This window comes from Paludibacterium paludis (genome assembly GCF_018802605.1).
GTDB lineage: Bacteria > Pseudomonadota > Gammaproteobacteria > Burkholderiales > Chromobacteriaceae > Paludibacterium > Paludibacterium paludis.
On record NZ_CP069161.1, the window covers coordinates 1,413,407 to 1,439,823 of the forward strand.

The following is a 26,417-nucleotide window of genomic DNA, read 5'->3' on the forward strand; positions in this document are numbered from 1 at the left end:
ATTTCCTGATCTTGCGCCTTCCCGCCCTCTCGGGAAGCGTGGCCAGAACGAACTACCAACGTCCAAGATACAGAGAGGATGAAGCCGTGCTAGAAGCCTATCGTCAGCATGTCGCCGAGCGCGCAGCGCTCGGTGTCCCCCCCCTTCCGCTGAATGCCAAACAAACCGAAGACCTTGTCGAACTCCTGAAGAACCCGCCAAAGGGCGAAGAAGCGTTCCTGGTCGACCTGATCACCCATCGCGTGCCGCCCGGAGTGGACGATGCGGCCAAGGTCAAGGCCTCCTTCCTTGCCGCCGTGGCCGAAGGGCAGGTCGCTTCGCCGCTGGTGTCCCGCGAGAAGGCCACCGAATTGCTCGGCACCATGCTTGGCGGTTACAACATCAAGCCGTTGATCGACCTGCTCGACGACGCCGCTGTGGCGCCCATCGCCGCGGCCGGCCTGAAAAAAACCCTGCTGATGTTCGATGCCTTCCATGACGTGAAGGAAAAGATGGACAAGGGCAACGCGGTCGCGCGCGAAGTGGTCGAATCCTGGGCCAATGCCGAATGGTTCACCTCGCGCCCGGCCGTCGCCGACAAGATCACCGTCACCGTCTTCAAGGTGTCCGGCGAAACCAACACCGACGATCTGTCGCCCGCGCCCGACGCCTGGTCGCGCCCCGACATTCCGCTGCACGCGCTGGCCATGCTGAAGAACCCGCGCGAGGGCATCGTGCCGGACAATGCCGGTTCCGTCGGCCCGATCCGCCTGATCGAGGAATTGAAGGCCCGCGGCCATCTTGTCGCCTATGTTGGCGACGTGGTCGGCACGGGCTCCTCCCGCAAGTCCGCCACCAACTCGGTGATCTGGCACACCGGCGAGGACATTCCCTACGTACCGAACAAGCGCTTTGGCGGTGTGTGCCTTGGCGGCAAGATCGCGCCGATTTTCTTCAATACCCAGGAAGACTCGGGCGCGCTGCCGATCGAAGTCGACGTGAGCGCCCTGAACATGGGCGATGTGGTCGACATCTATCCGTATGAAGGCAAGATCGTCAAGAACGGCGAAACCGTTTCGACCTTCAAGCTCAAGTCCGATGTGCTGTTCGATGAAGTCCGCGCCGGCGGCCGCATCAACCTGATCATCGGCCGCGGCCTGACCGGCAAGGCCCGCGAAGCGCTGGGCCTTCCCGCGTCCACCGAGTTCCGCCTGCCCAAGTCCCCGGCCGATTCCGGCAAGGGCTTCACGCTCGCCCAGAAGATGGTCGGCCGCGCCTGTGGCCTGCCCGAAGGCCGCGGTGTGCGTCCGGGAACCTACTGCGAACCGAAAATGACCACGGTGGGGTCCCAGGACACGACCGGCCCGATGACCCGCGACGAACTGAAGGATCTGGCATGCCTCGGCTTCTCCGCCGATCTGGTGATGCAGTCCTTCTGTCACACGGCCGCGTATCCCAAGCCGGTCGACGTGAAAATGCACAAGGAACTGCCGGCCTTCATCGCGACCCGTGGCGGCGTTTCGCTGCGCCCAGGCGATGGCGTGATCCACAGCTGGCTGAACCGTCTCTTGCTGCCCGACACCGTGGGCACCGGCGGCGATTCCCACACCCGCTTCCCGATCGGCATTTCCTTCCCGGCCGGTTCCGGCCTCGTGGCTTTCGCTGCCGCGACCGGTGTGATGCCCCTTGACATGCCAGAGTCCGTGCTGGTGCGCTTCAAGGGCGAACTGCAGCCGGGCGTGACGTTGCGCGATCTGGTCAACGCCATCCCGCTTTACGCCATCAAGCAGGGGCTGCTGACCGTGGCCAAGGCCGGCAAGAAGAACATCTTCTCCGGCCGCATCCTCGAAATCGAAGGTCTGCCGGACCTGAAAGTCGAGCAGGCCTTCGAACTGACCGACGCGTCCGCCGAGCGTTCCGCCGCCGGCTGCGCGGTGCACCTGAACAAGGCGCCGATCGTCGAGTACATGCGCTCCAATATCACCTTGATGAAAGTGATGATCGCCGACGGTTACCAGGATGCCCGCACCCTGGAACGCCGCATCAAGGCGATGGAGGAGTGGATCGCGAACGGTGAGCTCCTGAAGGCCGATGCCGATGCCGAGTACGCTGCCGTGATTGAAATCGATCTGGCGGACGTCAAGGAGCCGATCGTGGCTTGCCCCAATGACCCGGACGACGTGAAGTTCATGTCCGAAGTGGCCGGCACCAGGATCGACGAAGTGTTCATCGGTTCGTGCATGACGAACATCGGTCATTTCCGCGCGGCGGGCAAGTTGCTGGAAGGCAAGGCCGATATCCCCGTCAAGCTGTGGGTGGCCCCGCCGACCAAGATGGACGCCAAACAACTGACCGAGGAAGGCTACTACGGCATCCTCGGCCGCGCCGGCGCCCGCATGGAAATGCCGGGTTGCTCGCTGTGCATGGGTAACCAGGCGCAGGTGCGTGAAGGCGCGACCGTGATGTCGACCTCGACCCGCAACTTCCCTAACCGTCTGGGCAAGAACACTTTCGTGTACCTCGGTTCGGCGGAGCTGGCCGCGATCTGCTCGAAGCTCGGCAAGATCCCGACTGTCGAGGAGTATCGCGCCAATATCGGCATCATCAACGAGAAGGCCGGCGAAGTTTACCGCTACATGAACTTCGACCAGATCGAGGACTACGCGAAGGAAGCCGGCGCGGTCAAGGCGTGATGACGGAGTCCTCTGTCGGCTGAGGCGCCGGGGGCGCGGAAACCCCGATTCCCGAAGCGCGAGAGCGGCCAATGAAACACCCCGAAAAACGGACGCCTGTCCGGACTTCGGGGTGTTTTGTTTGTGCGGCCACCCGCTCGACGGGCGCCGAGCGGCAGGCCTCACTCGTCAGGCATAACGGGCATTGAGCGCGTACAGGATGGCGCAGGTTTCGGCGTCCATTGTCCCGTCGTAACCGGAGGGGCGGAAATGCATTTGAAAGGCCCTGACCAGTTTGCGGTAGTCGCCATCGTTCGCCGGCGAGAGGTAGCCGTAGCGCTTGAATGCGTTGACGATCTCGCTGCGGTCGGGAAGTGTCGTTGCGAAACGCGCGCGGAAGTCTTCCTTGACGCTTGAGTCATACCACGCGCCGATGCCGGACTGATGGAGTGCCTGCCAGGGGAATTTCGGACCTGGGTCGCTTTTCCGGGTGTAGGCGATATCGGCATGGCCCACGATGTTTTTCGGCGAGATGTCCGGGTAGCGCATCAGGATATTGCCGAGCAGATCCTTGAGCAGCGCGATTTGCTCGTCCTCATAGTCCGGAAACGTGATGGAGCCCCTCTCGTCGCGCGCCAGATTGACGATTTCGATGCCAATGGAGGTGTCGTTGAGATTGTCCCGGCCGGCCCAGTGGCTGACTCCCGCGTGCCAGGCGCGATCCGCTTCGTCGACAAGATTGAAGATTTGCGCAGTGGTGAAGCCCGCATCCCGGTATGTGGTATCGGACAGGGCGGGAATGAGGTAATGGGCGCCGACTTGCTGCCGGGTCAGTGTGACGGTCGATGCGGCAAAATCCATCGCCGTATAGTGCAGCACCAAAAAGCGCACGCGTTTACCGTAACCGGTAGTTGTGCGATAAGCCGTGTAATTGATTTTGCTTGAGGACATTGCATGCCTCCTGAGCTGGTTTCGGTGAAGATCCCCGGCAGTGGTTAACCGCGTCCGGGTGCTGCATGGACGGAAGATGGCCCTGACCGGTTCTGCGGCATTGCGGTTACCGACGAAAAACAGGCGCTTCCGCCATCGCCGGCAGTTTTATCGGTGCGCCAGACACGGCGAAGCGGTGCGGGGGAGGGGAAAGATTCTTCTTTCGCTAAAACGGCCGGACAAGCGGCGATGCGATCGTGGGGTAAAACGGGTTACAATGCCAAGTCGAGCTAAACCCGTCGCCGCAGTCACGGCGCGGATGTTTTTCCTCATGCTTTTCTGGGTGGCGTTATTTTGATTGTCCTGGTTGTCATGTTTCTGCTGCTGGTTGCGGCAGGCGGTGTTGTCTGGGCCGCGCGCAACGGCCGATTGCCCGATCCTCTGGCCGAGAAGGTGAATCGTTGGCTGACCCTGTCCTGGTGGTTCGAACCGGTTCGCAAGGAGCAATGGGAGGGACCCATGCTCAACGATACGTTGAACCTTGGCCCTGAACCCGGGGCGGCGTTCGAGCCGTCTTCCCCTTTGGCCCAGGTGGCCGGTCCGGACGCGTCTTCGGACGAAATCTCCATGGAACGTCCGGCCGCCGGAAATGACGGCGTGCCGGTGATCGATCTTGCCGATGTCGCCAAGGCCTTGACCGAGCGTCAGCGCAGGATGGCATCCGCCGAGCTTGCCGATGGCGGTGAACTGCCGGTGATCGGCAGGGATGACCTGGGGCAGCCGCCGCCGCTGCGCCAGCCGCGGCGCAAGGCGCCGAGCCTTGGTCCGGAGCGTGTGCTGCCGGTGATTGGCAAGGACGACCTCGGCCAGTTGCCTGTGCGGGAGGGGGAGCGCCATCGTCCACCCAGCGCGCCGCGCGAATTGCCCCTGATCGATCATGAGGAGCTGGAGCGTAATCTCAAGGCTCGCGGACGCGTCCTGCCGTCTTCGCCGGCGCCGCAGGCGCATGACGACCCGGAATTGCCGATGATCGATCCGGATGAGGTTCGTGCCAATTTGCGCATGATTCATGGCGACCGCCTGCAAAAGCGCGACCCCTTGCCCGCGCGAAGCGCGCCGGTCCCCGAGCCTGCCGCTGCGCCGCTGCGCCGCATGACCAACCCCGTGCGCAGCGTACCCTCGGGGTCTTCGCACCCCGCGCAGATTTCGCCCGACGATATCGATGAAACGCCGGAAAGCGACTGGAGCCTCACGCGCGATTATCTGGCCGCGATGCATCGCAGGACGGCGGAGACCACGCCGGCGCAGGCGCGTCCTTCCACGCCGCCGGCCACGGTGACGCCGGTCTCCGTCCCGGTTCCGGTGATTCATCCCGAACCCCCCGCCGCCGTCGGTGGCGCAATGGCGCCCGCTGCGCACGAATCGGCCGAGCCGTTCGCGCCGTCCGTTCGGTCCGGACTTCAGGACGGCGTGCCCGTCATTCATGCCGTGCCGGATACCAGCGAGCGCGAGCCGCGGCCGCCGGCTCGCGAAACCGCAATGAACCGGCCCGTGCCGGCCGGCCCCGGGACAATGCCCGTGGCGGCGTCGGAGGCATCCGGTTGCCCGCCAACCAATCCCGGGCCCGAGCCGGTTGTCGTCTCCATGGTCGAGTCCGGAACACCCGCCTTGCACTGGCGGGAGGATGCTCCGGATGCCGGCGGCGCGCAGGCCCGGGCCGGCGAGCCTCAAAACCTTGCGGCCATGGCATCCGGCGGGACGGAGGGTGTCGCCGCGCCGGCCAGGCCGCCGGTGGTTTACGGCGAGGCGTGCCTGCCTTCGCTCGAACTGCTGCGGCCCGCCGAATCCGAAGCCGAAACGGTCAGCGAGGAAATGCTTCTCGAGCGCGGCATCCTGATCGAGGAAAAGCTGTCCGAGTTCAAGGTCAAGGTCAGTGTGGTCGATGCCTGCGCCGGACCTGTGATCACCCGTTTCGAAGTCGAGCCGGCCGTCGGCGTGCGCGGCAGCCAGGTCGTCAACCTTGTCAAGGATCTGTCGCGGGCGCTGGGGCTCGCCTCCATCCGCGTGGTGGAGACCATCCCCGGCAAAACCTGCATGGGCCTGGAATTGCCCAATCCGCGCCGGCAAATGATCCGTTTGTCGGAAATCCTGTCATCGGACGCTTTCCTGTCGCATCCATCGCATCTGGCGATGGCGTTGGGCAAAGACATCACCGGCCAGCCGGTGGTCATGGATCTGGCGCGCGCGCCGCATCTGTTGGTCGCCGGCACCACCGGTTCGGGCAAGTCGGTGGGGGTCAATGCCATGATCCTCTCCATTCTGTACAAGGCGACGCCGGAAGACGCGCGCTTCATCATGATCGACCCGAAAATGCTCGAGCTGTCGGTCTACAACGATATTCCGCATCTGCTGGCGCCGGTGGTCACCGACATGAAGCTGGCGGCCAATGCCCTTAACTGGTGTGTCGGCGAAATGGAGCGCCGCTACCGGCTGATGAGCGCGCTCGGGGTGCGCAATCTGGCCGGTTACAACGAAAAGATCCGCGAAGCGGAGGCGTCGGGCGCGCGTCTGACCAATCCGTTCAGCCTGACGCCCGAGACGCCGGAGCCGCTCGCCACCTTGCCGTTCATTGTGGTGGTGGTCGACGAGTTCGCCGATCTGATGATGGTTTCCGGCAAAAAAATCGAAGAGTTGATCGCGCGGCTCGCGCAAAAGGCGCGCGCGGCCGGCATACACCTGATCCTGGCCACGCAGCGGCCGTCGGTGGATGTCATCACCGGCCTGATCAAGGCCAATATTCCGACGCGTATCGCGTTTCAGGTGTCGTCCAAGGTGGACAGCCGCACCATTCTCGACCAGATGGGCGCCGAGACCCTGCTCGGTCAGGGCGACATGTTGTACCTGCCGCCGGGCACCGGCTATCCGCAGCGGGTGCATGGCGCGTTTGTGGCCGACGAAGAGGTGCACGGCGTTGTCGAGTATCTCAAGGCGTTCGGCGAACCCGACTACGTGGAGGGACTGCTCACCGGCGAGGCCGAGGCCGACGAGGAGGGCGCCCAGGCGGCGAAAGCCGCCCAGGGGCCGGAAAGCGATCCCTTGTACGATGAGGCGGTGGAAATCGTCATGCGTACCCGCAAGGCATCGATTTCGTCGGTGCAGCGCCACCTTCGCATCGGTTATAACCGCGCGGCCCGGTTGATCGAGGAAATGGAAGCCGCCGGGCTGGTCAGCGCGATGGAAAGCAACGGTAACCGCACCGTGCTCGTTCCGGGGCGGGATTTTTCCTGAGGAGACGCGCTCATGAGCGCCATGCTGGACAATCTGCTCAAACTGATCGACGGACCCCGTGACGGATCCCTGTTGCGTTATGGCATTGCCAACGAGCTTGTGAGGCTTGAGCGGTTCGCCGAGGCGGTCCCTCATCTGGAACACGCCATCGCGAGCCAGCCCGATTACTCGGCCGCCTACAAGCTGCTGGGCAAGGCGAGGCTGTCGGCGGGCGACGAAGAGGGCGCCCGCGATGCTTGGCGGCGCGGCATCGGCGTCGCCATGGACAAGGGCGACGTGCAGGCCGCGCGGGAAATGACGGTGTTCGCCCGCCGCCTGGACAAGCGCCGCGATACCCCGCAGGGTTGAGGGCTAAGCGGGGGCGGCGTCAGCCAAGCCGGCGGGTCTGTCCCGGCCGCAGTACGTAAAACTCGTTCTCGCCGATGCCGGCCGCCGCGCGCGCCCGCGCCAGTTCCCGTGGCGGCTCATCGAGGGATTCATCGGTTAGCTCGAAGGTCCCCCAGTGGATGCCCAGGCTTTCGCGCGAGCGCAGCCGGCGGTGGATGTCCACCGCTTCGAACGGGTTGATATGCTGGTTTTTCATGAACCAGCGTGGCTCGTAGGCGCCGATGCCCAGCGCGCAGAAATCGAAAGGGGCGAAGCGGGCGGCGATGTCGTCTATGTCGCGCGAGTCGCCCAGATCCCCGGAAAAGAACGCTCTCCAATCCCTGTCGCCGATGATCCAGCCGCCCCAGAGCGTGGCGTTGCGGTCGAACGGTGTGCGAGCGCTCCAGTGTTGCACCGGAACAAAGGTCAGTGCCACCTCTCCGATCGCGGCCGACTCCCACCAGTCCAGGGCAATGATGTGATCGGCCGGCAGGAGCGGCAGATTGGCGCGAAACCAGGCATCCATGCCCAGCGGCACGAAAAACCGCGGCGGACCGTCTTTCTGGGCGGCGAGCCGGCGAACGCTGGCGCGGTCGAGGTGGTCGTAGTGATTGTGCGACAACAGCACCGCATTGATGTGCGGCAGCGCATCCAGCGCAACGCCCGGAGGCTGGTGTCGCCTGGGGCCGGCGAACGGCAGTGGTGAACACCGCTCGGAAAACACCGGATCGGTGAGCAGATTGAGCCCGGCGGTCTGCCACAGCAGAGTGACATGGCCGATGAAGGTCACGGCGCGCTCGCCGCGGTTCGCCTGAAGAAAACCGAGATCGGCGGGCAGGCAGGACAGGTCGTCGAGTGGCGGTTTGGGCAGGCCCGCCGCTTTGCGTTCGCGCCGCCAGCGGGCCAGATCGCCCGGTCCGGGTCCTCCGTGAGGGTAGTTGTTGCGAAAGCCGGACGGTGTGTGATGGCCCCGGTCAGGGTTGTAATGGACATTGCGGTGCGGATTGCCTGTCAGCCATTCGGTCAGTGCCGCCAGTCCGTTGCGTAGCGCCATATCGTCTCCTGTTCAACTGACCTGCCACGCTAGCGTATTCATCGGCGCGAGGCAATCGGTTCGCCGCGGCGGGATGCCCGCCGGCTGTTTCGGGGGCGGGAATGCGGTATCCTGCCCGGTACGCTTCACAGGGAAAAAACCATGTTCAGAAAACTGAAGGACAAGGGTACCAGCAAGGCCCTCGCATTGTGGCTGGAGGGCCGGCTGGCGCGCTACGGCGAGCTGGTCGACCTCGATATCGATAGCCGAGAGCGCCGGGCCAGTCTGGTACTGCGCCCTCTGGGCGAAGCGGGCGAGGTGGTGTTCACCGTAACGCGCTACGAAATCAGGCGGGACGACAGCGAGTGCCGGCTGGTCGTTTGCGCCGTGGACAGCACCCGGCCGTGGCTTGCCAATCTGGCCGAGGACTGGCTCGTCGGGCGCGAGTTCGCCATTCCCCCGCTTGCCGCCCTGGCCCTGTGAATCAGTCGATCAGGCGCATCTTGACGTTTTTGCCCTTGATCTTGCCCGCCAGGCGGCCGATGACGCGCGGGGCAACGCGGCGGTCGATCGCGACGTAGCTGGCGAAATCGAAGACATTGATCTTGCCGACTTCTTCGGCTTTGAGTCCGCCGTCGCCGGTGAGGGCGCCGAGAATGTCGCCGGGACGGAGCTTTTCCTTGCGGCCGGCATTGATGTTGAGCGTGATCATCGGCGGCACGAGCCGGGCGTCCGGCGCGGGCGCGAATTCGCTGGTGTCGCGCCAGACGACTTTGTTTTCCTGATAGGACTCAATGAGTTTGACCCATTTCAGATCGGCATCGGCGGCCAGGGTGACAGCCAGTCCTTTCTGTTCGCCGCGTCCGGTTCGGCCGATGCGGTGCACGTGGATTTCCTGATCGCGCGACACGTCGACATTGAGCACCAGATCGAGCTCCTTGATATCCAGACCCCGCGCGGCGACATCGGTCGCCACCAGTACCGAACAGCTGCGATTGGCGAACTGCAGCAGGATTTCGTCACGGTCGCGCTGTTCGAGATCCCCGTAGAGGGCGAGCACCGAAATGCCTCGTTCCCGAAGCGCGTCGGCCAGCTCCCGGCAGTGAATCTTGGTGTTGCAAAATGCCAGCGTCGAAGTCGGGCGCAGGTGGAGCAGCAGATCGGCGACGGTTTCGTTGCGGCGCCCGGCATCGACTTTATAGAACCGTTGTTCGATCTTGTCCGGATTGTGCAGGGACTCGACCCGGATCTCGACCGGCCTGATCAGCAGCGGGGCGGCCAGCCGTTTGATCGAATCCGGGTATGTCGCGGAAAACAGCAGGGTCTGGCGCCGTTTCGGGCAGGCCCGCGCGATGTTTTCGATATCGTCGTAAAACCCCATGTCAACCATGCGGTCGGCTTCGTCCAGCACCAGGATTTTCACGGTGGACAGATCGAGCGTGCCTTTGCCCAGATGGTCGCGGATGCGCCCGGGGGTGCCGACCACGATATGCGCGCCGTGCTCCAGCGAACCGATCTGCGGACCCATCGGCACGCCTCCGCACAGTGTCAGCACCTTGATGTTGTCCATGTAGCGCGCGAGGCGGCGCAGTTCCTTGGCAACCTGATCGGCAAGCTCCCGGGTCGGGCACATCACAAGGCCCTGCACGGCGAACCAGCGCGGGTTGAGGGCATGCAGGACACCCAGGCCGAACGCGGCGGTTTTGCCGCTGCCGGTTTTGGCCTGGGCGATCAGGTCGCGGCCTTCCAGCGCGGCGGGCAGGCTGGCCGCCTGAATCGGCGTCATCTCCAGATAGTCCAGCGAGGCGAGGTTGGCCAGGCAGTCGTCGCTCAGGGGCAGCGAGGCAAAATCTTTCGTGTTCACAATGACTTGGTGTCCATTTCAAAGGGCGCACAGTGTATCACAGGCCGGGCGCGGGGCCTAACGTCCCGACAGGTAATGGCGCAGGGCGTCGATGGCGTGGCGTACACGGGCCGGCAGTTCGCGGGTGCGCGTCACCGCGAAAACGCCGAGCGCCGGCGCCCGCCAGTCGGGCAGCACGGGCAGCAATCGGCCGGATGCCAGCTCCTGCGTGATTTCCTGCGTCGGTTGCAGCGAGACACCCAGGCCGGCGAGCGTGAAGCGCCGTGTGGCGATGATGCTGTTGCTGCGCAGGCGGGCGACCGGACGGCAGGTTTCCGTACGCCCGTCGGCATGTGTCAGTGTCACGGCGCGTTCCTCGCCCAGCGCCAGCCACTGGGCCTTCTCCAGATCGCGCGGGTGGCGGATGGCGGGGTGGGCGGCCAGGCAGGCCGGCGCCGCGCACAGCATCATGCCGGTGTCGGCCAGATGACGCGCGATCAGACCCGGCGTCTGCTCTCCCAGACGAACGGCCAGGTCGATGCGATGCGCCACCAGATCGATCTGTTCGTCATGCAGCAGCAGCTCGAGGCTCAAGCCCGGGTTGGCGGCGAGCAACGGGGCCAGGGCTTCGGGCAGGATCATGCCGCCAAAACCGACCGGCGCGGAAATGCGCAGTTCCCCGACCGGCGCATCGCGCATTTCGTCGAGGCGCTGGCGGACCTCCCGGGCGGCCTCGAGCATCTGACGGCAGCCGCGGTAATACGTCGAACCCGCCGTGGTGAGGGTGAGCTTGCGGGTTGTCCGGTGCAGCAAGGCCACACCACTGTCCGTCTCCAGGCGGCGGATGTGTTGGCTGACGGCCGAAGGCGTGATGCCCAGGCGCTTGGCCGCGCCATTCATCGAGCCTTCCTCGACGACCATGGCGAAAACCGCCATGCGCCGCAATTCTTCGTAGACAGGGATCATTGTTAAGTAAAACTACATTGTTAAAGCCATTTTAGACGGATTATCAAGAAGGACGCCAGTCCGTACACTGTGCTTCATGGATAGCGGCATCGGCCGCTTCGTCACCGACCAGATACAGAAGGAGTCACCATGAATATCGCTTTGATCGGCGCCACCGGCTTTGTCGGCTCGGCCATCCTGGAAGAGTTGCTTTCCCGCGGTCATCGGGTCACCGCCATTGTCACGCGTCCCGAGCGTGTGCCGGTCCGCGACGGTGTCCGCGCCTTGGCGGCCGACGCCACCGATGCCCGCACGCTGGCGGCGGCGCTCGCCGGGCACGATGTCGTTGTCAGCGCGTTCAATCCGGGCTGGGGCAAACCCGATATCCGGACCCTGTTCGTCCAAGGCAGCCGCGCGATTCTCGACGCGGCCCGTATTGCCGGCTTGCGGCTGATCGCGGTCGGCGGCGCCGGCAGCCTGGAGATTGCGCCAGGCGTGCAACTGGTCGACACCCCGGAATTTCCCGCCGAATGGAAGGACGGAGCGTTGGGCGCGCGCGAAGCGCTTGAGCTGTTCCGGGCCGAAACGGCCGTCGACTGGGCGTTCGTGTCGCCTCCGGTGTTTCTCGAGCCGGGCGAACGCACTGGCCGCTACCGGATGGGCAAGGATCAGGTTCTGTTCGGCGAGGACGGGCCGGCGCGCATTTCCGTCGCCGACTTCGCCGTGGCGATCGCCGACGAAGCCGAAACACCGCGGCATCGCCGCGCGCGCTTCACCGTCGCGGAAGAGGTCACGGTGGCGCTGTGCCCGCTCGATGGCGCGTGCTGACGGCCCCAACCGGGTTTGGGGTATACTGGCGGGTTCCAGAAACGTCAGGATGCCTTCATGTCCCACTCTCCCGATTCTCCCGCGCGGGTTGCCGTCATCGGTGCCGGCCCGGCCGGCCTGATGGCCGCGGAGGAACTGCTCGCGCTGGGGTGCCGTGTCGATCTTTTCGACGCGATGCCCTCCGTCGGCCGCAAATTCCTGCTGGCCGGAGTGGGGGGCATGAACCTCACCCATTCGGAGGATTTCGAGTCTTTTCTGTCCCGTTACGCCGGACGAGCCGCGCAGTTGCGGCCCTGGCTTGAGGCGCTGGATGGCGCCGCGCTGCGCGAGTGGGCTCACGGACTCGGCGTCGAAACCTTCGTCGGCACGTCCGGCCGGGTGTTTCCGAAGGAGATGAAAGCCGCGCCGCTGCTGAGGGCCTGGCTTGCGCGTCTGCGCGGCGCGGGCCTCGCGATCCATGTCCGTCACCGCTTCCTCGGGTGGGATGATACGGGGGCCTTGCGCCTGGCCGGACCCGATGGCGAGATTGCCCGGCGCGCCGATGCAACGATATTGGCGCTGGGCGGGGCCAGTTGGTCGCGCCTCGGATCGGATGGCCGGTGGGTCGAGCCATTGTCCGCGGCGGGGGTCGAGATCGCTCCCCTCGTGCCGGCCAACTGCGGTTTCGACTGCGCCTGGAGCGAATACTTTTCCGGGAAGTTCGCCGGACATCCTCTCAAAACGGTCGCCGCGCGCGGCACTGCGCCTGACGGCACTTCCGTCATGCGCAAAGGGGAATGTGTGGTCACCGCGACCGGTATCGAAGGCTCGCTGGTGTACGCCGTGTCGGCGCCGCTGCGCGACCGCCTGCTTGCCGGGCAACGGGCGGAACTGGTGCTCGATCTGTTGCCGGATCGCGACGCCGCCCGTCTTGCCGCCGAAATCGCAAGGCCGCGCGGCGCGGCCTCGCTCGCCAACCACTTGCGCAAAACCACCGGTCTTGATGGCGTGAAGGCCGCGCTGTTGCGCGAGTGCGCGCCGCCCGACCGCTTTGCCGATCCGCAGCGCCTTGCCGCCGCCATCAAGTCGCTTCCCGTACCGCTCGTTGCCCCGCGTCCGATCGATGAGGCCATCAGTTCGGGCGGCGGTGTGACCTTTGGGGCGCTCGACGACGGATTGATGCTCAAGGCGCTGCCCGGCGTGTTTTGCGCCGGCGAGATGATCGACTGGGAAGCGCCGACCGGCGGGTATCTGCTGACCGCCTGCTTTGCCAGTGGACGTGTGGCGGCCCGCGGTGTTCACCGCTGGCTGCGGTACAACGAAAAGGTCTGACGCATTTGCCCCGTGCATTCCACGTAAATTGTCTACACTGGCTTTAGGGACAAAAGATGCCGTCCGTGGTATCGGACGGCGCACGGAGGAGAGCGTTATGAAGCTTGCCGAGTTCAATCGTCTGGTCGACAGTCTCGGACTTAACCCGCGTGCCCGGGAGGCGGTTCGCCTGATGGAGATCGAAGGCATGACCTGCCGGTCGGCCGCCTGTCAGCTGGACATCAGCTTGTCCACCGTGTCGCGCGCCCATTCGCGATTTTGCCGGGCCGCCTGCACCTGTGCGGCGCTGATTCCCCTGTTGCACGCCGGGCATGCGCGGCAGCGTGCCCGTCCGCTGCGCTAAGTGGCGCCGCGCGCAATGATATAACTAAAAGTCAGTTATATAATTCTTTTGATAATTTCCGGTAATTAATCGGCGAGGGTAGACTTGCCCTCATGACAGGACAAGTTGATTGACATAACGTCCTGCGTCCCTTACCGAGGATTACCATCATGACTCTTTCCCGACTCGCCGTCCTCGTGGCGGCCCTGTCCACTGTCGCCGGCCCGGTCTTCGCCGATCGGCTCGACGATATCCGTAAAGCCGGCGTCGTGCGTGTCGCCGTGTTCGACAGCAATCCGCCTTTCGGCTTCCTGGATGGTGCAAGCCGTCACCTCAACGGTCTCGATGTCGAGTATGCCCAGGCCATCGCCAAAAAGATCGGTGTGAAACTGGAGCTTGTGCCGACGAATCCGGCCAACCGCATTCCGCTTCTGGTTTCCGGCAAGGCGGATCTGGTCGCGGCCAATTTCACGGTAACCGACGAGCGGCGCAAGCAGGTGGATTTCAGCGTGCCTTATTTCGCCTCCGGCCAGCAGTTCATCGTGCGAAAGGGTACGCTCAAGAGCGCGGCCGGTCTTGCCGGCATCCGTGTCGGGGTGGACAAGGGCACGACCCAGGAAGTGACCCTGCGCGAGAAGTATCCGAAAACCGCTCTGGTCGCGTATGACGATACTCCGCTCGCGTTCGCCGCCTTGCGCAACGGCAATGTCCAGGCCATCAGCCAGGATGGCTCGAAGCTCGCCGCCTTGCTGGCCAACGCGCCGGACAAGCAGAAGTATGAAATCGCGCCGTTCACCCTGACGCGCGAATACCAGGCGATCGGTCTGCCGCGAGGTGAGTCGAAACTCCTGGCGCTGGTGAACCAGACGCTTCACGATCTCGAGAAAAACGGTTCCGCGGCGAAAATCTACGACCGCTGGTTCGGTCCGTCCGCCAAGGCGCCGTTGCCGCGCGACTACCGGATCGGCGACAAGCTCTGAGCATGACCCCTCCCGCATGGCTCGGGCAGGGTTGGCTCCCTGCCCGGCAACTGGCATTTCTGGCGGACGGCCTCGCCCTGACGGCGACGCTGTCCCTTCTGGTTTGCGTGGCGGCGACGTTCCTGGGCACCGCTCTTGCCGCGGCCGCCGGCTCGCGCGTTGTCCTGCTGCGTTATCCGGCGCGCGCCTTCGTGCTGCTGCATCGCAATACCCCGCTGATGGTGCAACTGCTGCTGTGGTATTTCGGCGCGCCGGGGCTTCTGCCGGAGAAGGCGATGTTCTGGCTCAATACCCCGCATACGCTTGAAACCCCGGGAGGCGTGTCGTTGTCCTGGCCCTCCTTCGAGGTGCTCGCGGCGTTTCTGGCTCTGACTTTCTACGCGGCGAGTTTTATCGCCAAGGAGGTGGAGGCCGGACTGGCGGCGGTCGCCAGCGGCCAGCGCGAGGCGGCCCGGGCATTGGGACTCGATGCCTGGCAGGCGTTTCGCTGGGTGGTGCTGCCCCAGGCGCTGGCCGTCATCCGCCGGCCGTTGATCGGACAATACACCGGAGTGATCAAGAATACTTCGCTGACCATGGCGATCGGGGTGGCCGAGCTGTCCTACCGCTCGCGTCAGGTCGAGAGCGAGACGCTGCTGGCGTTTCAGGCTTTCGCCGTGGCCACCATGCTGTACCTGGCGCTGATCCTGGCCTGGCAATGGCTCGGGCGGGCGCGGGAACCGCAATGGAGGGGCGGGCGATGATGTTGTCCCTGATTCGAGACAATCTGGATTTCTTCCTGCTCGGCAGCGGCCCCGGACCGGGCGGCTTCGTACTGACCCTGCTGATGAGCCTTGCCGCGGGTCTGGCCGCCAGTGTGCTGGGGCTGGCCGGCGGTATCGCGCTGACAGTCGGCGGGCGTTCTGTCGTGATGGCGCTGGAGGCGGCCACCGCGGTGCTGCGCGCCATTCCGGTGGTGATGCTGATTTTCTGGTGTTATTTCCTGCTGCCGGTGGTGTTCGGCATCGATGTGCCGGGCATCGCCACGGTGATCGCGGCGCTCGCCCTGATCAGCGGCGCCTACCTTGCGCAATCGGTCAGGGCGGGGATAGCGGCCATAGGCCGCGGACAGTGGGAAGCGGGCCGCTCGCTGGGTCTTGGCACGCGCAAGGTGCTGACGCTGATCATTCTGCCGCAGGCGCTGCGCGTGATGCTGCCGTCCTTCGTCAATCAGTGGGTGACGCTGGTCAAGGACACCTCGCTGGCCTATGTGGTCGGTGTCGCGGAACTGACCTTCGTGGCGACCCAGGTCAACAACCGCGAGCAGGTGTACCCCCTCGAGATCTTCGCCTTCATCGGCCTGATGTACTTCCTGCTGTGCTCTTCGCTGTCGCTGCTTGGCCGGCTTGCCGGCAGGAAATGGCCGGTCCGGGCGGCGTAGATTCACGCCGGCGACGCCGGTGGTGCCCGAAACAAAAAACCCGGCCATAAGGCCGGGCAAGAGGGACTGACAAGTGCTCAGATCACCCACAGGTCGGTGAAGGAGTTGACCGGCGTGGCCATCAGGCGCGCGGCGTCGCTGCACAGCGCATAGATCGCGTCCTGCTGGCGCGCCGGGAAGCGCCGCGCGAGATTGGTGCGGAATTTGGCTTCCAGCAGCGGAATGCCGTCGCCGCGGCGGCGCTGGTGGCCGATCGGGTACTCGCAGACCACTTCCGGCAGCACGGTGCCGTCGTTCAGTTCCACGGTCAGCGCGTTGGCGATGCTGCGTTTTTCGGGATCGTGGTAGTCGTGGGTGAACGCCGGATCCTCCACGCATTCGATCCGCTCGCGCAGCGCGTCGATGCGCGGGTCGCGGGCCACCTTGTCCTCGTAGTCCTCCGCCGTGAGCCGGCCGAAGATCAGCGGCACGGCGACCATGTACTGGATGCAGTGGTCGCGGTCGGCCGGGTTGTCCAACGGGCCTTTCTTGTCGATGATGCGCACGCAGGCCTCGTGGGTGCGAATGGTGATTTTCCGGATGTCGGCCGCGGATTTGCCCATCTTGGCCAGCGTGCCGTGCAGGGTCATCGCGCACTCCACGGCGGTCTGGCTGTGGAATTCGGCCGGGAAGGAAATCTTGAACAGCACCTTCTCCATTACATAGCTGCCGTAGGGGCGCTGGAAGGCGAACTCCCTGCCCTTGAACAGCACATCGTAAAAGCCCCAGCCCTTGGCCGTCAGCACGCCGGGGATGCCCATTTCGCCCTTCATCGTGAACAGCGCGAGGCGCACCGCGCGGCTCGTCGCGTCGCCGGCCGCCCAGGACTTGCGCGACCCGGTGTTCGGCGCGTGGCGGTAGGTGCGCAGGCTCTGGCCGTCCACAAAGGCCTGGGACACCGCGTTGACGATGTCGTCGCGGGTGCCGCCCATCAGTTTCGCGCAGACGGCGGCCGAGGCGACCTTGACCAGCACCACGTGATCGAGACCCACCTTGTTGAAAGAGTTCTCCAGCGCGATGCATCCCTGGATCTCGTGCGCCTTGATCATCGCCTCGAGGACGTCCTTCATGGTCAATGGCGTCTGCCCACGGGAGACGCGCTCCCGGCTGACCCAGTCGGCGGTGGCCAGAATGCCGCCTAGGTTGTCGGACGGGTGGCCCCATTCGGCGGCAAGCCAGGTGTCGTTGAAATCCAGCCAGCGGATCATCGCTCCGATGTTGAAAGCGGCCTGAACCGGATCGAGCTGGAACTGGGTGCCGGGCACGCGGGCGCCGTTGGGCACGATAGTGCCGGGCACGATCGGGCCCATCAGCTTGGTGCAGGCGGGGTAGGACAAGGCTTCCAGGCCGCAGCCGAGGGTGTCCATCAGGCACAGGCGCGCGGTGTTCCAGGCTTCGTCCGACGTGATGACGGTGTCGGCGACATAATTGGCGATGTCGACCAGCACGCGGTCGGGGTCGGGACGGACGTTGGGAATGGGGGCAGACATGATGTTTCCTTGTGCGATTGCGGGATAAGTCAACGTTGATCGATCGGCACGAAGCGCTGGTCTTCGGGCCCGATGTAATTGGCCGACGGGCGGATGATCTTGCCGTCCTGGCGCTGCTCGACGATGTGGGCGCACCATCCGCTGGTGCGCGAAATCACGAACAGCGGGGTGAACATGGCGGTGGGCACGCCCATCGCGTGGTAGCTCACCGCGGAGAACCAGTCCAGATTCGGGAACATGGACTTGACCTCCCACATGACCGATTCGATGCGCTCGGCGATGTCGAACATTTTGGTGTCGCCGGCGGTTTTGGAGAGCTGGCGCGCCACCTCCTTGATGACCTTGTTGCGCGGGTCGGATACGGTGTAGACCGGGTGGCCGAAACCGATGATCACTTCCTTGTTTCCGACGCGGGCGCGGATATCGCCTTCGGCCTTGTCGGGGTCTTCATAGCGTTGCTGGATCTCGAAGGCCACCTCGTTGGCGCCGCCGTGCTTGGGGCCGCGCAATGCGCCGATGGCGCCCGCCACCGCCGAATAGACGTCGGAGCCGGTGCCGGCGATGACGCGGGCGGCGAAGGTCGACGCGTTGAACTCGTGTTCGGCGTAGAGGTTGAGGGAGGTGTGCATGGCGCGCACCCAGTCGTCGGACGGACGCGTGCCGTGCAGCAGGTGAAGGAAGTGTCCGCCGATCGAGTCGTCATCGGTCTGCGTCTCGATGCGCCGCCCGTTGTGGCTGAAGTGGTACCAGTAAAGCAGCATGGAGCCGAGCGACGCCATCAACCGGTCGGCGATCGCGCGCGCACCGGCCGTATTGTGATCGTCCTTTTCCGGCAGGCAGCAGCCCAGAACGGATACGCCCGTGCGCATCACGTCCATCGGGTGGGCACTGGCCGGCAGGGCCTCGAGCGCGGCCTTCACGCCGGACGGCAGGCCGCGCAGGGCGCGCAGCTTCGCCTTGTAATGGAATAGCTCGGCGCGGTTGGGCAGGGCACCGTGGACGAGCAGGTGCGCCACTTCCTCGAATTCGCAATGCCCGGCAAGGTCGAGTATGTCGTAGCCGCGGTAATGCAGATCGTTGCCGCTGCGTCCTACCGTGCACAGGGCCGTGTTGCCGGCGGCGACGCCGGACAGTGCCACGGACTTCTTGGGTTTGCCGGTCAGTACCACTTCACTCATGCTGTTTCTCCTCGATGGGTCGCGTTGTCATTCTCGGGGCGGGCCGTCAGGACTCTTTCTGGAACAGCTCGTCCAGTTTGCGTTCGTAGGCGTGATAGTCCAGGTGGTCGTACAACTCCGCGCGGGACTGCATCATCGGCACGACGGCGGCCTGGGTGCCGTCGCGGCGGATCGCGCCGTAGACTTCCTGCGCGGCGCGGCTCATGGCGCGGAAGGCGGACAGCGGATAAAGCACGAGGCCAACGCCATGGCCGGCGAGCTGTTCCGTGGTGTAGAGCGGTGTCGCGCCGAACTCGGTGATGTTGGCGAGCACCGGGACTTTCACGGCATCGGCGAAGCGGCGGTACATCGCCAGATCCGTCATCGCCTCGGGAAAAATCATGTCGGCGCCCGCCTCGACGCAGGCGATGGCGCGCTCGATCGCGGCGTCCAGCCCCTCGACCGCGAGCGCGTCGGTGCGCGCCATGATCACGAAATCGGCGTCGCGGCGCGCGTCCGTCGCCGCCTTGACGCGGTCGACCATTTCATCGCGGCTGACAATGGCCTTGTTCGGCCGGTGTCCGCAGCGTTTTTGCTGCACCTGGTCTTCGATGTGCACGGCGGCGACGCCGGCTTTCTCCAGGCTGCGCACGGCGCGGGCGATATTGAACGCGCCGCCCCAGCCGGTATCGATGTCGACCAGCAAGGGCAGGTCGGTGACATCGGTGATGCGCCGCGCGTCGGTCAGCACATCCTCCAGGGTGGTGATGCCAAGATCGGGAATGCCGCAGGACGAGGCCGCCACGCCGCCGCCGGACAGGTAGAGGGCCTTGAAGCCGGAGTGCTCGGCAAGACGCGCGGCATAAGCGTTGATGGCGCCGACGACCTGCAGCGGTTTTTCTGACTGGACGGCGGCGCGGAAACGTTGACCGGGGGTTGGCATGTGGGGACTCCTCGCGGTGATGACGACGTAATGGCCATGATTCTAGCAAGTGCTTGGTTGGAGTGCAAATGCTCTATCCGGGCGAGGCGCCACCGGCCATTCAAGTTTCCGGCCGATTCTGATAATGTTCCGACTTTCGGGGAACTTCAGGGTTTTTCCCGTTGTCTAGTCCCTGTCCGAATTGAGTGGCCATGCCGCGACGACCAAAGAACAGGACAATCAGGGAGCAAGAATAACGACATGAGTGATCGGGATATCGATCAACAGTTGGTGGAGCGTGCGCAGCGCGGCGAAAAGCGGGCCTTCGACCTTCTGGTCTCCAAGTACCAGAGGCGGTTGGGCCGCTTGTTGTCGCGTTTCGTGCGGGACAGCCACGATATCGAGGACGTGACGCAGGAGGCCTTCATCAAGGCGTACCGTGCGCTATCCTCGTTTCGTGGCGAAAGTGCGTTTTACACTTGGCTTTACCGCATCGGAATCAACACCGCGAAGAATTTTCTCAGCGCCAACGGCCGCCGGCCGGTGATGCAGTCCGAGATCGAGGATGACGAAGGCGAGACCTTCGACATGGGCTCCCAGTTGCCCGACTTCAATACGCCGGAGTCGGAGCTGATGAACAAGGAGATCCTCGCGACGGTGAACGCGGCGGTGGAGCGCCTGCCCGAAGAGCTGCGCACCGCCATTACGTTGAGGGAAATGGACGGTTTGTCCTACGACGAGATAGCCAGCGTGATGGATTGTCCCATCGGGACGGTCCGTTCGCGAATCTTCCGTGCCCGCGAGGCCATTGCGGCAGACCTGCGGCCGTTGCTGGATACGGCCAAAAACAGAAGGTGGTAATCATGAAAGAATCGGTTTCTTCACTGATGGACGGCGAACTTGACCGGCAAGGTGCCGAACGGGTGCTCGCGGCCATGAAAGACGACGAGTCGCTCAGGACGGCCTGGAGGGAGTATCACCTTATCGGCGATTCCCTGCGCGGCAACCGCCTCTCTTCGCTCGACGTGACGCGCCCCGTGTCGGCGCGCCTTGCCGAGGAACCCACCGTTCTGGCTCCCCGCCGCTGGATGCCCCGCCAGGTGCGCAATCATCCGCGCACGGCCGGCGCCGCGCTCGCCCTGGCGGCCAGCGTGTCCTTCGCCGCCGTCGTCGCCTGGCAGCAACTGGGCAACGGCCTCTCCGCCGCGCCCGGCATGTTGGCCGATCGCGGCGTTCCGGTCACCGCGGTCCAGCAGGTCTCGGACAACGAGGATCCGTACTTCCTGGCTCACCAGGAAATGGCCACCGAACAGGATATCGTCAAGGTGTCCTATGGCAATGGAGCGCATCGTTGAGAGCCGTTCTGCTTGCAGCCGGTCTTGCCGCCACGGGACTGGCCCACTCCGCCTTCGCCAGCGACGAAGACTGGCAACTCCTGAAAAAAGCCGAGCTGGCTGGCGGCAGCCAGCCGCTTTCCGCCACCTACCTGCACCAGATGAACGGGATGCTGGAGACGTTCCGGCTGTTCCGTTCCGGCAGCCCTGACGCCATCGTCGAGCGGCGCATCTCCCTTGACGGGGTGCCGCGCGAGGTGATTCGCCAGGGCGACGTGCTCACCTGCTACGCCCAGGACCGCAAGGCGCTCAACGCGGCGAAGGTCAGCGCGATGCGTCTGTTCCCCGACGTGCTGTCCGAGCATCTGGATACGGTGTCCCAATCGTATGCCGTCAAACGCCTGGGCCGGGACCGCGTCGCCCAGCGCGATTGCAATCTTCTGGAGCTGAGGCCGCGCGACCGCCAGCGATTCACCGTAAGGCTCTGTCTCGATACCGCCACCGCCTTGCCGCTACGAATGGTGACGCTGTCGCCCGGCAACGACACCGTCGAGCAATACACCTTCACCGAACTCGACCTGACTCCTCCGCGCGATCGCCAGCAGTTCAAGCCCCAGTACAAGGTGTCGGCGCGCATCAAGGGGGCGGGACAGGCGGCGGCCAGCGCGCCCGCCGCGCGCGAAGCGGCCATGGTCGACGTTCAGGGGCTGCCGCCCGGATTCCGCATGCTGCGGGCCGTGCAGCGCAGCTTGCCGGGCAGCGACAGGGCCGTGCGCCATCTGGTGTTTTCCGATGGGCTGGCGATGCTGTCGCTGTTCATCGAACCGGTGCAGGGCGAAGCGAAGCCGGACAGGGCGATCAACCTGCACGGTGCGATCAGCATGGTGGCGGTGTCCTCCGGCGGACAGCAGATCACTCTGGTCGGGGATCTGCCCGAATCCGCGCTGGCGGCGATGGCGAAAAACATCCGGGTCCAGTCCCGTTAGCGACTCGCCAGCGCGCTGCGATTCTTATACCATTGTCAAATCAAGCTCGAAACAGTACGTAAGGTGAAGAACATGTCGTTCAAAAAAATGCTTTTCACGATTGCGCTGGGCGTTTTTCTGGCGGCGCAGCCAGCCATGGCCGCCATCCCCGGCAACCTGCCCGACTTTACCGGTATCGTTTCCGAAGAGGGGCGGGCGGTCGTGCACATCAGCACGACCCAAACGATCCGCGAGGCGGTCGGCGGCGTGCCCGAACAGTTGCAGGGCGACCCTTTCTTCGAGTTCTTCAAGCGTTTCGCTCCGCCGCAACTGCGTGAGCGCAAGGTCGGCTCGCTCGGATCGGGATTCATCATTTCGCCGGATGGCTATGTGCTCACCAATGCCCATGTCGTGGCGCGCGCCGACCAGATCACCGTGTCGCTGACCGACAAGCGCGAGTTCAAGGCCCGGCTCGTCGGCTCCGATGCGAGAACCGACATCGCCCTGCTGAAAATCCAGGCGGACCGCCTGCCGGTGGTGAGGCTCGGCCGCTCGGCCGACCTGAAGGTCGGCGAATGGGTGCTGGCGATCGGCTCTCCGTTCGGCTTTGACAATACCGTCACATCGGGGATCGTGTCGGCGCTGAACCGGCTCCTGCCGGACGAGACCTATACCCCGTTCATCCAGACCGACGCCGCCGTCAATCCCGGCAATTCCGGAGGTCCGCTGTTCAACCTCAAAGGCGAGGTGGTCGGCATCAATTCGCAGATCTTCAGCCAGTCCGGCGGATTCATGGGTATTTCCTTCGCGATTCCGATCGATACCGCGATGGAGATCACGGCGCAACTGAAGGCCAAGGGCAAGGTCAGCCGCAGCATGATCGGCGTGATGATCCAGGACATGAGCCGCGAACTGGCCGCGTCGTTCGGCCTGTCGTCCCCGGCGGGCGCGCTGATCAGCCAGGTGGGGCAGGGCGGACCGGCGATGAAAGCCGGCTTGCGCTCCGGCGACGTGGTGCTGAAGGTCAATGCGACGCCGGTCAACACTGGCGCCGATCTGCAGCGCGCCGTGACGGCGCTGCCGCCGGGCAGCCGGCTGACGGTGGAGCTGTGGCGCGACAATGCGCGCAAGACCCTGACCCTGGTGACCGAGGAACTGAAGGAAGAGGATCCTCGGCTGGCCGCCCGCGAGTACCGCGGCCGTCAGGATCCCGGCGCGCGTGAAGATCCCGCCGCCAATCGGCTTGGCCTCGTGGTCGGAGAGCTGTCTCCGCAGCAGTTGTCGCGTCTGGGTATCCGCTACGGTCTCGTGGTGCGCGGGGTGCGCGGCCTCGCCGCCAAGGCGGGCCTGACAGCCGGCGACGTGATTATCGGCGTGGGGGCGCGCGACCTGACTTCGCTCAAGGACTGGGACGCGGCGGTCAGCCATGCCCAGAAAGCCGGCGCGCTGGCGCTCAAGGTCCAGCGCCAGGGCCAGACCCTGTTCCTCGCGCTGCCGATGACCGAGAAAGAAGAATGAAGCTGACGCTGTATTTTCGTGAATACTGCAGCCTGTGCCATGCGATGCTGGCCGAGCTGGCTCCCTGGAAGGCCCGCTACGGCTTCGAGCTCGACGTGATCGACGTCGATGCGGATCCGGCTCTGGAGGCGCGCTTCAACGAGCTCGTGCCGGTATTGATGGAAGGTGAGACAGAAATCTGTCATTACCATCTGGATGCGCAGCGCCTGGCTGCACATCTTGGCGAAATCAGCTAAAATCCGCGGCAGTGTGAGTGGCTTGAGGGCACGCGTGCGTGCCCTTCTCTATTTTTGCTGGATACCGATGAAAAACATTCGAAATTTCTCGATTATCGCCCATATTGACCATGGCAAATCGACCCTGGCCGATCGCTTTATCCAGTTTTGCGGCGGCCTCGACGCGCGGGAAATGAGCGAGCAGGTGCTCGACTCGATGGATATCGAGAAGGAGCGCGGCATTACCATCAAGGCGCAAACCGCCGCGCTCAGTTACAAGGCCCGCGATGGCCAGATCTACAATCTCAACCTGATCGATACCCCGGGGCACGTCGATTTCTCCTATGAAGTCAGCCGTTCCCTGTCCGCCTGCGAAGGCGCGTTGCTGGTGGTCGATGCCTCGCAGGGCGTCGAAGCCCAGACGGTGGCCAACTGCTACACCGCCATCGAACTCGGTGTCGAAGTGGTGCCCGTGCTCAACAAGATCGACCTGCCCGCCGCCGAACCCGAGCGTGTCTGTCAGGAGATCGAGGACATCATCGGCATCGAGGCGGTCGACGCGGTGCGGGCCTCGGCCAAATCCGGCATCGGCATCGAGGACATTCTGGAGACCGTGGTCGCCAAGATTCCGGCTCCGACCGGTGACGCGGAGGCGCCGCTCAAGGCGCTGATCGTCGACTCCTGGTTCGACAACTATGTCGGCGTGGTGATGCTGGTGCGCATGGTCGACGGCAGCCTCAAGCCCAAGGACAAGATCCGCTTCATGGCGACCGGTGCCGAGCATCTTTGCGAACAGGTCGGCGTGTTCACGCCCAAGTCCGTGCAGCGCAAGGAACTGAACGCGGGCGAAGTGGGCTTCGTGATCGCCGGCATCAAGGAGCTGAGTTCGGCCAAAGTGGGCGATACCATCACCCTGGCCGCGCGTCCGGCCCAGTCGCCGCTGCCCGGCTTCAAGGAAGTGCAATCCCAGGTGTTCGCCGGGCTTTATCCGGTGGAAAGCCACGATTACGAGTCGCTGCGCGACGCCCTGGAAAAGCTGCAGCTGAACGACGCGGCGCTGCGCTTCGAGCCGGAAGTCTCCCAGGCGCTGGGATTCGGTTTCCGTTGCGGCTTCCTGGGGCTTTTGCACCTGGAGATTGTCCAGGAGCGCCTCGAGCGCGAATTCGACATGGACCTCATCACCACGGCGCCGACCGTGATCTACGAGGTTCTGCTCAAGGACGGCACGATGATCGAGGTGGAGAATCCCTCGCGTCTGCCCGATCTTGGCAAGATCGCGGAAATCCGCGAACCGATCATCACGGCGACCATTCTCGTGCCGCAGGATTATGTCGGCTCGGTGATGACCTTGTGCAACCAGAAGCGCGGCGTGCAGCGCAATATGCAGTACATGGGACGCCAGGTGATGCTGACCTATGATCTGCCGATGAACGAAGTGGTGATGGATTTCTTTGACAAGCTCAAGTCCACCAGCCGCGGTTACGCGTCGTTGGACTACGAGTTCAAGGAGTTCCAGACGTCGGACCTGGTCAAGCTCGATATTCTCGTCAACAGCGAGAAGGTCGATGCCCTGTCGCTGATCGTTCATCGCGCCACCTCGGTGTACCGCGGCCGCGAACTCGCCTCCAAGATGCGCGAATTGATTCCGCGCCAGATGTTCGACATCGCTGTTCAGGCGGCGATCGGCAGCCAGATCATTGCCCGCGAAACCATCAAGGCGCTGCGCAAGAACGTGCTGGCGAAGTGTTATGGTGGCGACATTACGCGGAAGAAAAAGCTGCTCGAAAAGCAGAAGGCCGGCAAGCGCCGCATGAAACAGGTCGGCAACGTTGAAATTCCGCAGGAGGCCTTCCTCGCCATCCTGCAAGTGGGGGACAAATAAGTGTTCGAAAACATGTTCTGGGTGTTTGTCGCACTGATCGTCATCGGTGTCGTGCTGATGCTGGTGTCGGGTAAAAAGGCTCCGGGAGCCAAGGAACATCCCGCCGCCATGCAGTGGGGGTCGCTCGCGGTGCTCGTCGGGGTGTTCGGCGCCCTGACCGATTACTGGAGCATCACCGCCGTCATGCTGCTTCTTGTTGTGGTGTGCGGTATCGCGACGGCCTGGGACAAGTGGGTGGCCGAGCCGCGCCGCAAGGCCGAGGGCGCCGAGCCGGGCTTTTTCGCGGAAAACGCCCGGGGTTTTTTTCCGGTGCTGCTCGCGGTTTTTCTGCTGCGCTCCTTCGTGGCCGAGCCGTTCGTCATTCCTTCCAGTTCGATGCGACCGGGGCTCGTGGTCGGGGATTTCATCCTGGTCAACAAGTTCACCTACGGCATTCGCGTGCCGGTGCTCAATAACGTGCTGATGCCGGTCAACAAGGTCGAGCATGGCGACGTGATGGTGTTCAATTTTCCGGTCGATCCGAAAAAGAATTTCATCAAGCGCGTGATCGGTCTGCCGGGCGATGTCATCGAATACCGCGACAAACACCTGTCGGTCAACGGCAAACGCGTCGCCGATACCCCGGATGGCAGCTACGAGTACCGCGAACCTGCCGGCTCCTTGCACGCCGACCGCCTGGTCGAAACTTACAACGGCAAGAGCTATGCCATCCTCAATATGGCCGACAAGGCGCCGGTCCTGTTGTACGGCGTGAGGGATTTTCCCGCGCGCGACCAGTGTCAATACGACGAAAACGGCTTCATCTGCAAGGTTCCCGAAGGCAAGTATTTCATGATGGGGGACAACCGCGACAACAGTGATGACAGCCGCTACTGGGGATTCGTCGACGACAGCCTGGTGGTGGGCAAGGCTTTCATGATCTGGATGAACGTCAGCGAGCCTTCCCGTATCGGAACCCTGGTCCGCTAACGCCTTTTG

24 protein-coding genes are annotated in these 26,417 nt (G+C 64.1%); 17 read left to right on the forward strand and 7 right to left on the reverse strand.

The window, feature by feature from the left end:
- Positions 1–86: 86 nt before the first annotated feature.
- Positions 87–2,672 carry a bifunctional aconitate hydratase 2/2-methylisocitrate dehydratase gene (acnB, locus tag JNO50_RS06480; protein WP_189531107.1) on the forward strand — a complete coding sequence of 862 codons (2,586 nt, stop codon included), beginning with the start codon at positions 87–89 and terminating at the stop codon, positions 2,670–2,672.
- A gap of 168 nt (positions 2,673–2,840) precedes the next feature.
- On the opposite strand, the gene JNO50_RS06485 is transcribed toward acnB, so the two are convergent.
- Positions 2,841–3,602: an N-acetylmuramoyl-L-alanine amidase gene (locus JNO50_RS06485; RefSeq protein WP_189531105.1), complete on the reverse strand. Its 762-nt coding sequence runs from the start codon at positions 3,600–3,602 to the stop codon at positions 2,841–2,843.
- Positions 3,603–3,953: 351 nt separating this feature from the next.
- On the opposite strand from JNO50_RS06485, the gene JNO50_RS06490 reads away from it, so the two are divergent.
- Together JNO50_RS06490 and JNO50_RS06495 are read left to right on the forward strand one after the other, a co-directional pair.
- Positions 3,954–6,869 carry a DNA translocase FtsK gene (locus JNO50_RS06490; protein WP_189531103.1) on the forward strand — a complete coding sequence of 972 codons (2,916 nt, stop codon included), beginning with the start codon at positions 3,954–3,956 and terminating at the stop codon, positions 6,867–6,869.
- A gap of 12 nt (positions 6,870–6,881) precedes the next feature.
- Positions 6,882–7,217 (forward strand): tetratricopeptide repeat protein, encoded by a 336-nt coding sequence (locus JNO50_RS06495; protein WP_189531101.1) that lies wholly within the window; start codon positions 6,882–6,884, stop codon positions 7,215–7,217.
- A gap of 19 nt (positions 7,218–7,236) precedes the next feature.
- Here the strand turns inward: JNO50_RS06495 and JNO50_RS06500 are convergent, their stop codons facing one another.
- Positions 7,237–8,289: an MBL fold metallo-hydrolase gene (locus tag JNO50_RS06500; RefSeq protein ID WP_189531099.1), complete on the reverse strand. Its 1,053-nt coding sequence runs from the start codon at positions 8,287–8,289 to the stop codon at positions 7,237–7,239.
- Positions 8,290–8,430: 141 nt separating this feature from the next.
- Between JNO50_RS06500 and JNO50_RS06505 the strand changes: the two genes are divergently transcribed.
- Entirely contained in the window at positions 8,431–8,751 is a 321-nt protein-coding gene (locus JNO50_RS06505) for a hypothetical protein (RefSeq protein WP_189531097.1), read from the forward strand.
- 1 nt (position 8,752) lies between these two features.
- Here JNO50_RS06505 and dbpA read toward each other — a convergent pair whose 3' ends face one another.
- Positions 8,753–10,132 (reverse strand): ATP-dependent RNA helicase DbpA, encoded by a 1,380-nt coding sequence (gene dbpA / locus JNO50_RS06510; RefSeq protein WP_189531095.1) that lies wholly within the window; start codon positions 10,130–10,132, stop codon positions 8,753–8,755.
- Between the two features lie 57 nt (positions 10,133–10,189).
- Positions 10,190–11,047, reverse strand: coding sequence for a LysR family transcriptional regulator (locus JNO50_RS06515; protein WP_215796510.1), 858 nt, complete (start codon positions 11,045–11,047; stop codon positions 10,190–10,192).
- A gap of 159 nt (positions 11,048–11,206) precedes the next feature.
- Between JNO50_RS06515 and JNO50_RS06520 the strand changes: the two genes are divergently transcribed.
- From JNO50_RS06520 to JNO50_RS06545, 6 genes are all read left to right on the forward strand, one after another.
- Positions 11,207–11,884 carry an NAD(P)-dependent oxidoreductase gene (locus JNO50_RS06520; RefSeq protein WP_189531092.1) on the forward strand — a complete coding sequence of 226 codons (678 nt, stop codon included), beginning with the start codon at positions 11,207–11,209 and terminating at the stop codon, positions 11,882–11,884.
- Between the two features lie 57 nt (positions 11,885–11,941).
- Positions 11,942–13,195 (forward strand): TIGR03862 family flavoprotein, encoded by a 1,254-nt coding sequence (locus tag JNO50_RS06525; protein WP_189531090.1) that lies wholly within the window; start codon positions 11,942–11,944, stop codon positions 13,193–13,195.
- A gap of 97 nt (positions 13,196–13,292) precedes the next feature.
- Positions 13,293–13,538, forward strand: coding sequence for a sigma-70 region 4 domain-containing protein (locus tag JNO50_RS06530; RefSeq protein WP_189531087.1), 246 nt, complete (start codon positions 13,293–13,295; stop codon positions 13,536–13,538).
- Between the two features lie 149 nt (positions 13,539–13,687).
- The gene (locus tag JNO50_RS06535; protein WP_189531086.1) at positions 13,688–14,497 is read left to right on the forward strand and encodes an ABC transporter substrate-binding protein; all 810 of its coding nucleotides are present in this window, start codon (positions 13,688–13,690) and stop codon (positions 14,495–14,497) included.
- Between the two features lie 2 nt (positions 14,498–14,499).
- Entirely contained in the window at positions 14,500–15,240 is a 741-nt protein-coding gene (locus JNO50_RS06540; protein ID WP_189531084.1) for an amino acid ABC transporter permease, read from the forward strand.
- Complete coding sequence (locus JNO50_RS06545; RefSeq protein WP_189531082.1) at positions 15,237–15,917, forward strand: amino acid ABC transporter permease; 681 nt, start codon at positions 15,237–15,239, stop codon at positions 15,915–15,917. The genes JNO50_RS06540 and JNO50_RS06545 overlap by 4 nt, the downstream gene beginning before the upstream one ends.
- A 77-nt stretch (positions 15,918–15,994) precedes the next feature.
- Here JNO50_RS06545 and JNO50_RS06550 read toward each other — a convergent pair whose 3' ends face one another.
- Genes JNO50_RS06550 through prpB form a run of 3 tightly spaced genes read right to left on the reverse strand, consistent with a single transcriptional unit; the run spans position 15,995 to position 19,546 of the window.
- Complete coding sequence (locus JNO50_RS06550; protein ID WP_189531079.1) at positions 15,995–17,446, reverse strand: bifunctional 2-methylcitrate dehydratase/aconitate hydratase; 1,452 nt, start codon at positions 17,444–17,446, stop codon at positions 15,995–15,997.
- A 29-nt stretch (positions 17,447–17,475) separates the two neighbouring features.
- Positions 17,476–18,624 (reverse strand): bifunctional 2-methylcitrate synthase/citrate synthase, encoded by a 1,149-nt coding sequence (prpC, locus tag JNO50_RS06555; protein WP_189531077.1) that lies wholly within the window; start codon positions 18,622–18,624, stop codon positions 17,476–17,478.
- Positions 18,625–18,670: 46 nt separating this feature from the next.
- Positions 18,671–19,546, reverse strand: a complete 876-nt coding sequence (gene prpB, locus JNO50_RS06560; RefSeq protein WP_189531075.1) for a methylisocitrate lyase — start codon at positions 19,544–19,546, stop codon at positions 18,671–18,673.
- Positions 19,547–19,786: 240 nt separating this feature from the next.
- On the opposite strand from prpB, the gene rpoE reads away from it, so the two are divergent.
- The 7 genes from rpoE (at position 19,787) to lepB (ending at position 26,408) form a co-directional block, all read left to right on the forward strand.
- Positions 19,787–20,386 (forward strand): RNA polymerase sigma factor RpoE, encoded by a 600-nt coding sequence (gene rpoE / locus JNO50_RS06565; RefSeq protein ID WP_189531073.1) that lies wholly within the window; start codon positions 19,787–19,789, stop codon positions 20,384–20,386.
- A 2-nt stretch (positions 20,387–20,388) separates the two neighbouring features.
- A complete protein-coding gene (locus tag JNO50_RS06570; RefSeq protein ID WP_189531071.1) occupies positions 20,389–20,880 on the forward strand; it encodes a sigma-E factor negative regulatory protein in 492 nt (163 codons plus the stop codon).
- Entirely contained in the window at positions 20,877–21,845 is a 969-nt protein-coding gene (locus JNO50_RS06575) for a MucB/RseB C-terminal domain-containing protein (RefSeq protein WP_189531069.1), read from the forward strand. Before JNO50_RS06570 ends, JNO50_RS06575 begins: the two co-directional genes overlap by 4 nt.
- A gap of 72 nt (positions 21,846–21,917) precedes the next feature.
- Positions 21,918–23,342: a DegQ family serine endoprotease gene (locus JNO50_RS06580; protein WP_189531068.1), complete on the forward strand. Its 1,425-nt coding sequence runs from the start codon at positions 21,918–21,920 to the stop codon at positions 23,340–23,342.
- Positions 23,339–23,578 carry a glutaredoxin family protein gene (locus JNO50_RS06585; protein WP_189531065.1) on the forward strand — a complete coding sequence of 80 codons (240 nt, stop codon included), beginning with the start codon at positions 23,339–23,341 and terminating at the stop codon, positions 23,576–23,578. Before JNO50_RS06580 ends, JNO50_RS06585 begins: the two co-directional genes overlap by 4 nt.
- 67 nt (positions 23,579–23,645) lie before the next feature.
- The gene (gene lepA / locus JNO50_RS06590; protein ID WP_189531063.1) at positions 23,646–25,439 is read left to right on the forward strand and encodes a translation elongation factor 4; all 1,794 of its coding nucleotides are present in this window, start codon (positions 23,646–23,648) and stop codon (positions 25,437–25,439) included.
- Complete coding sequence (lepB, locus tag JNO50_RS06595; protein ID WP_189531062.1) at positions 25,440–26,408, forward strand: signal peptidase I; 969 nt, start codon at positions 25,440–25,442, stop codon at positions 26,406–26,408.
- Positions 26,409–26,417 lie beyond the last annotated feature (9 nt).

What these genes read in the sequence shown, in the direction of transcription:
- JNO50_RS06485 (WP_189531105.1), bottom strand. Translation starts at nt 3,602, where the DNA reads ATGTCCTCAAGCAAAATCAATTACACGGCTTATCGCACAACTACCGGT.
- JNO50_RS06490 (WP_189531103.1), top strand. Translation starts at nt 3,954, where the DNA reads ATGTTTCTGCTGCTGGTTGCGGCAGGCGGTGTTGTCTGGGCCGCGCGC.
- JNO50_RS06495 (WP_189531101.1), top strand. Translation starts at nt 6,882, where the DNA reads ATGAGCGCCATGCTGGACAATCTGCTCAAACTGATCGACGGACCCCGT.
- JNO50_RS06500 (WP_189531099.1), bottom strand. Translation starts at nt 8,289, where the DNA reads ATGGCGCTACGCAACGGACTGGCGGCACTGACCGAATGGCTGACAGGC.
- JNO50_RS06505 (WP_189531097.1), top strand. Translation starts at nt 8,431, where the DNA reads ATGTTCAGAAAACTGAAGGACAAGGGTACCAGCAAGGCCCTCGCATTG.
- JNO50_RS06515 (WP_215796510.1), bottom strand. Translation starts at nt 11,047, where the DNA reads ATGGCGGTTTTCGCCATGGTCGTCGAGGAAGGCTCGATGAATGGCGCG.
- JNO50_RS06520 (WP_189531092.1), top strand. Translation starts at nt 11,207, where the DNA reads ATGAATATCGCTTTGATCGGCGCCACCGGCTTTGTCGGCTCGGCCATC.
- JNO50_RS06525 (WP_189531090.1), top strand. Translation starts at nt 11,942, where the DNA reads ATGTCCCACTCTCCCGATTCTCCCGCGCGGGTTGCCGTCATCGGTGCC.
- JNO50_RS06530 (WP_189531087.1), top strand. Translation starts at nt 13,293, where the DNA reads ATGAAGCTTGCCGAGTTCAATCGTCTGGTCGACAGTCTCGGACTTAAC.
- JNO50_RS06535 (WP_189531086.1), top strand. Translation starts at nt 13,688, where the DNA reads ATGACTCTTTCCCGACTCGCCGTCCTCGTGGCGGCCCTGTCCACTGTC.
- JNO50_RS06540 (WP_189531084.1), top strand. Translation starts at nt 14,500, where the DNA reads ATGACCCCTCCCGCATGGCTCGGGCAGGGTTGGCTCCCTGCCCGGCAA.
- JNO50_RS06545 (WP_189531082.1), top strand. Translation starts at nt 15,237, where the DNA reads ATGATGTTGTCCCTGATTCGAGACAATCTGGATTTCTTCCTGCTCGGC.
- JNO50_RS06550 (WP_189531079.1), bottom strand. Translation starts at nt 17,446, where the DNA reads ATGTCTGCCCCCATTCCCAACGTCCGTCCCGACCCCGACCGCGTGCTG.
- prpC (WP_189531077.1), bottom strand. Translation starts at nt 18,624, where the DNA reads ATGAGTGAAGTGGTACTGACCGGCAAACCCAAGAAGTCCGTGGCACTG.
- prpB (WP_189531075.1), bottom strand. Translation starts at nt 19,546, where the DNA reads ATGCCAACCCCCGGTCAACGTTTCCGCGCCGCCGTCCAGTCAGAAAAA.
- rpoE (WP_189531073.1), top strand. Translation starts at nt 19,787, where the DNA reads ATGAGTGATCGGGATATCGATCAACAGTTGGTGGAGCGTGCGCAGCGC.
- JNO50_RS06570 (WP_189531071.1), top strand. Translation starts at nt 20,389, where the DNA reads ATGAAAGAATCGGTTTCTTCACTGATGGACGGCGAACTTGACCGGCAA.
- JNO50_RS06580 (WP_189531068.1), top strand. Translation starts at nt 21,918, where the DNA reads ATGTCGTTCAAAAAAATGCTTTTCACGATTGCGCTGGGCGTTTTTCTG.
- JNO50_RS06585 (WP_189531065.1), top strand. Translation starts at nt 23,339, where the DNA reads ATGAAGCTGACGCTGTATTTTCGTGAATACTGCAGCCTGTGCCATGCG.
- lepA (WP_189531063.1), top strand. Translation starts at nt 23,646, where the DNA reads ATGAAAAACATTCGAAATTTCTCGATTATCGCCCATATTGACCATGGC.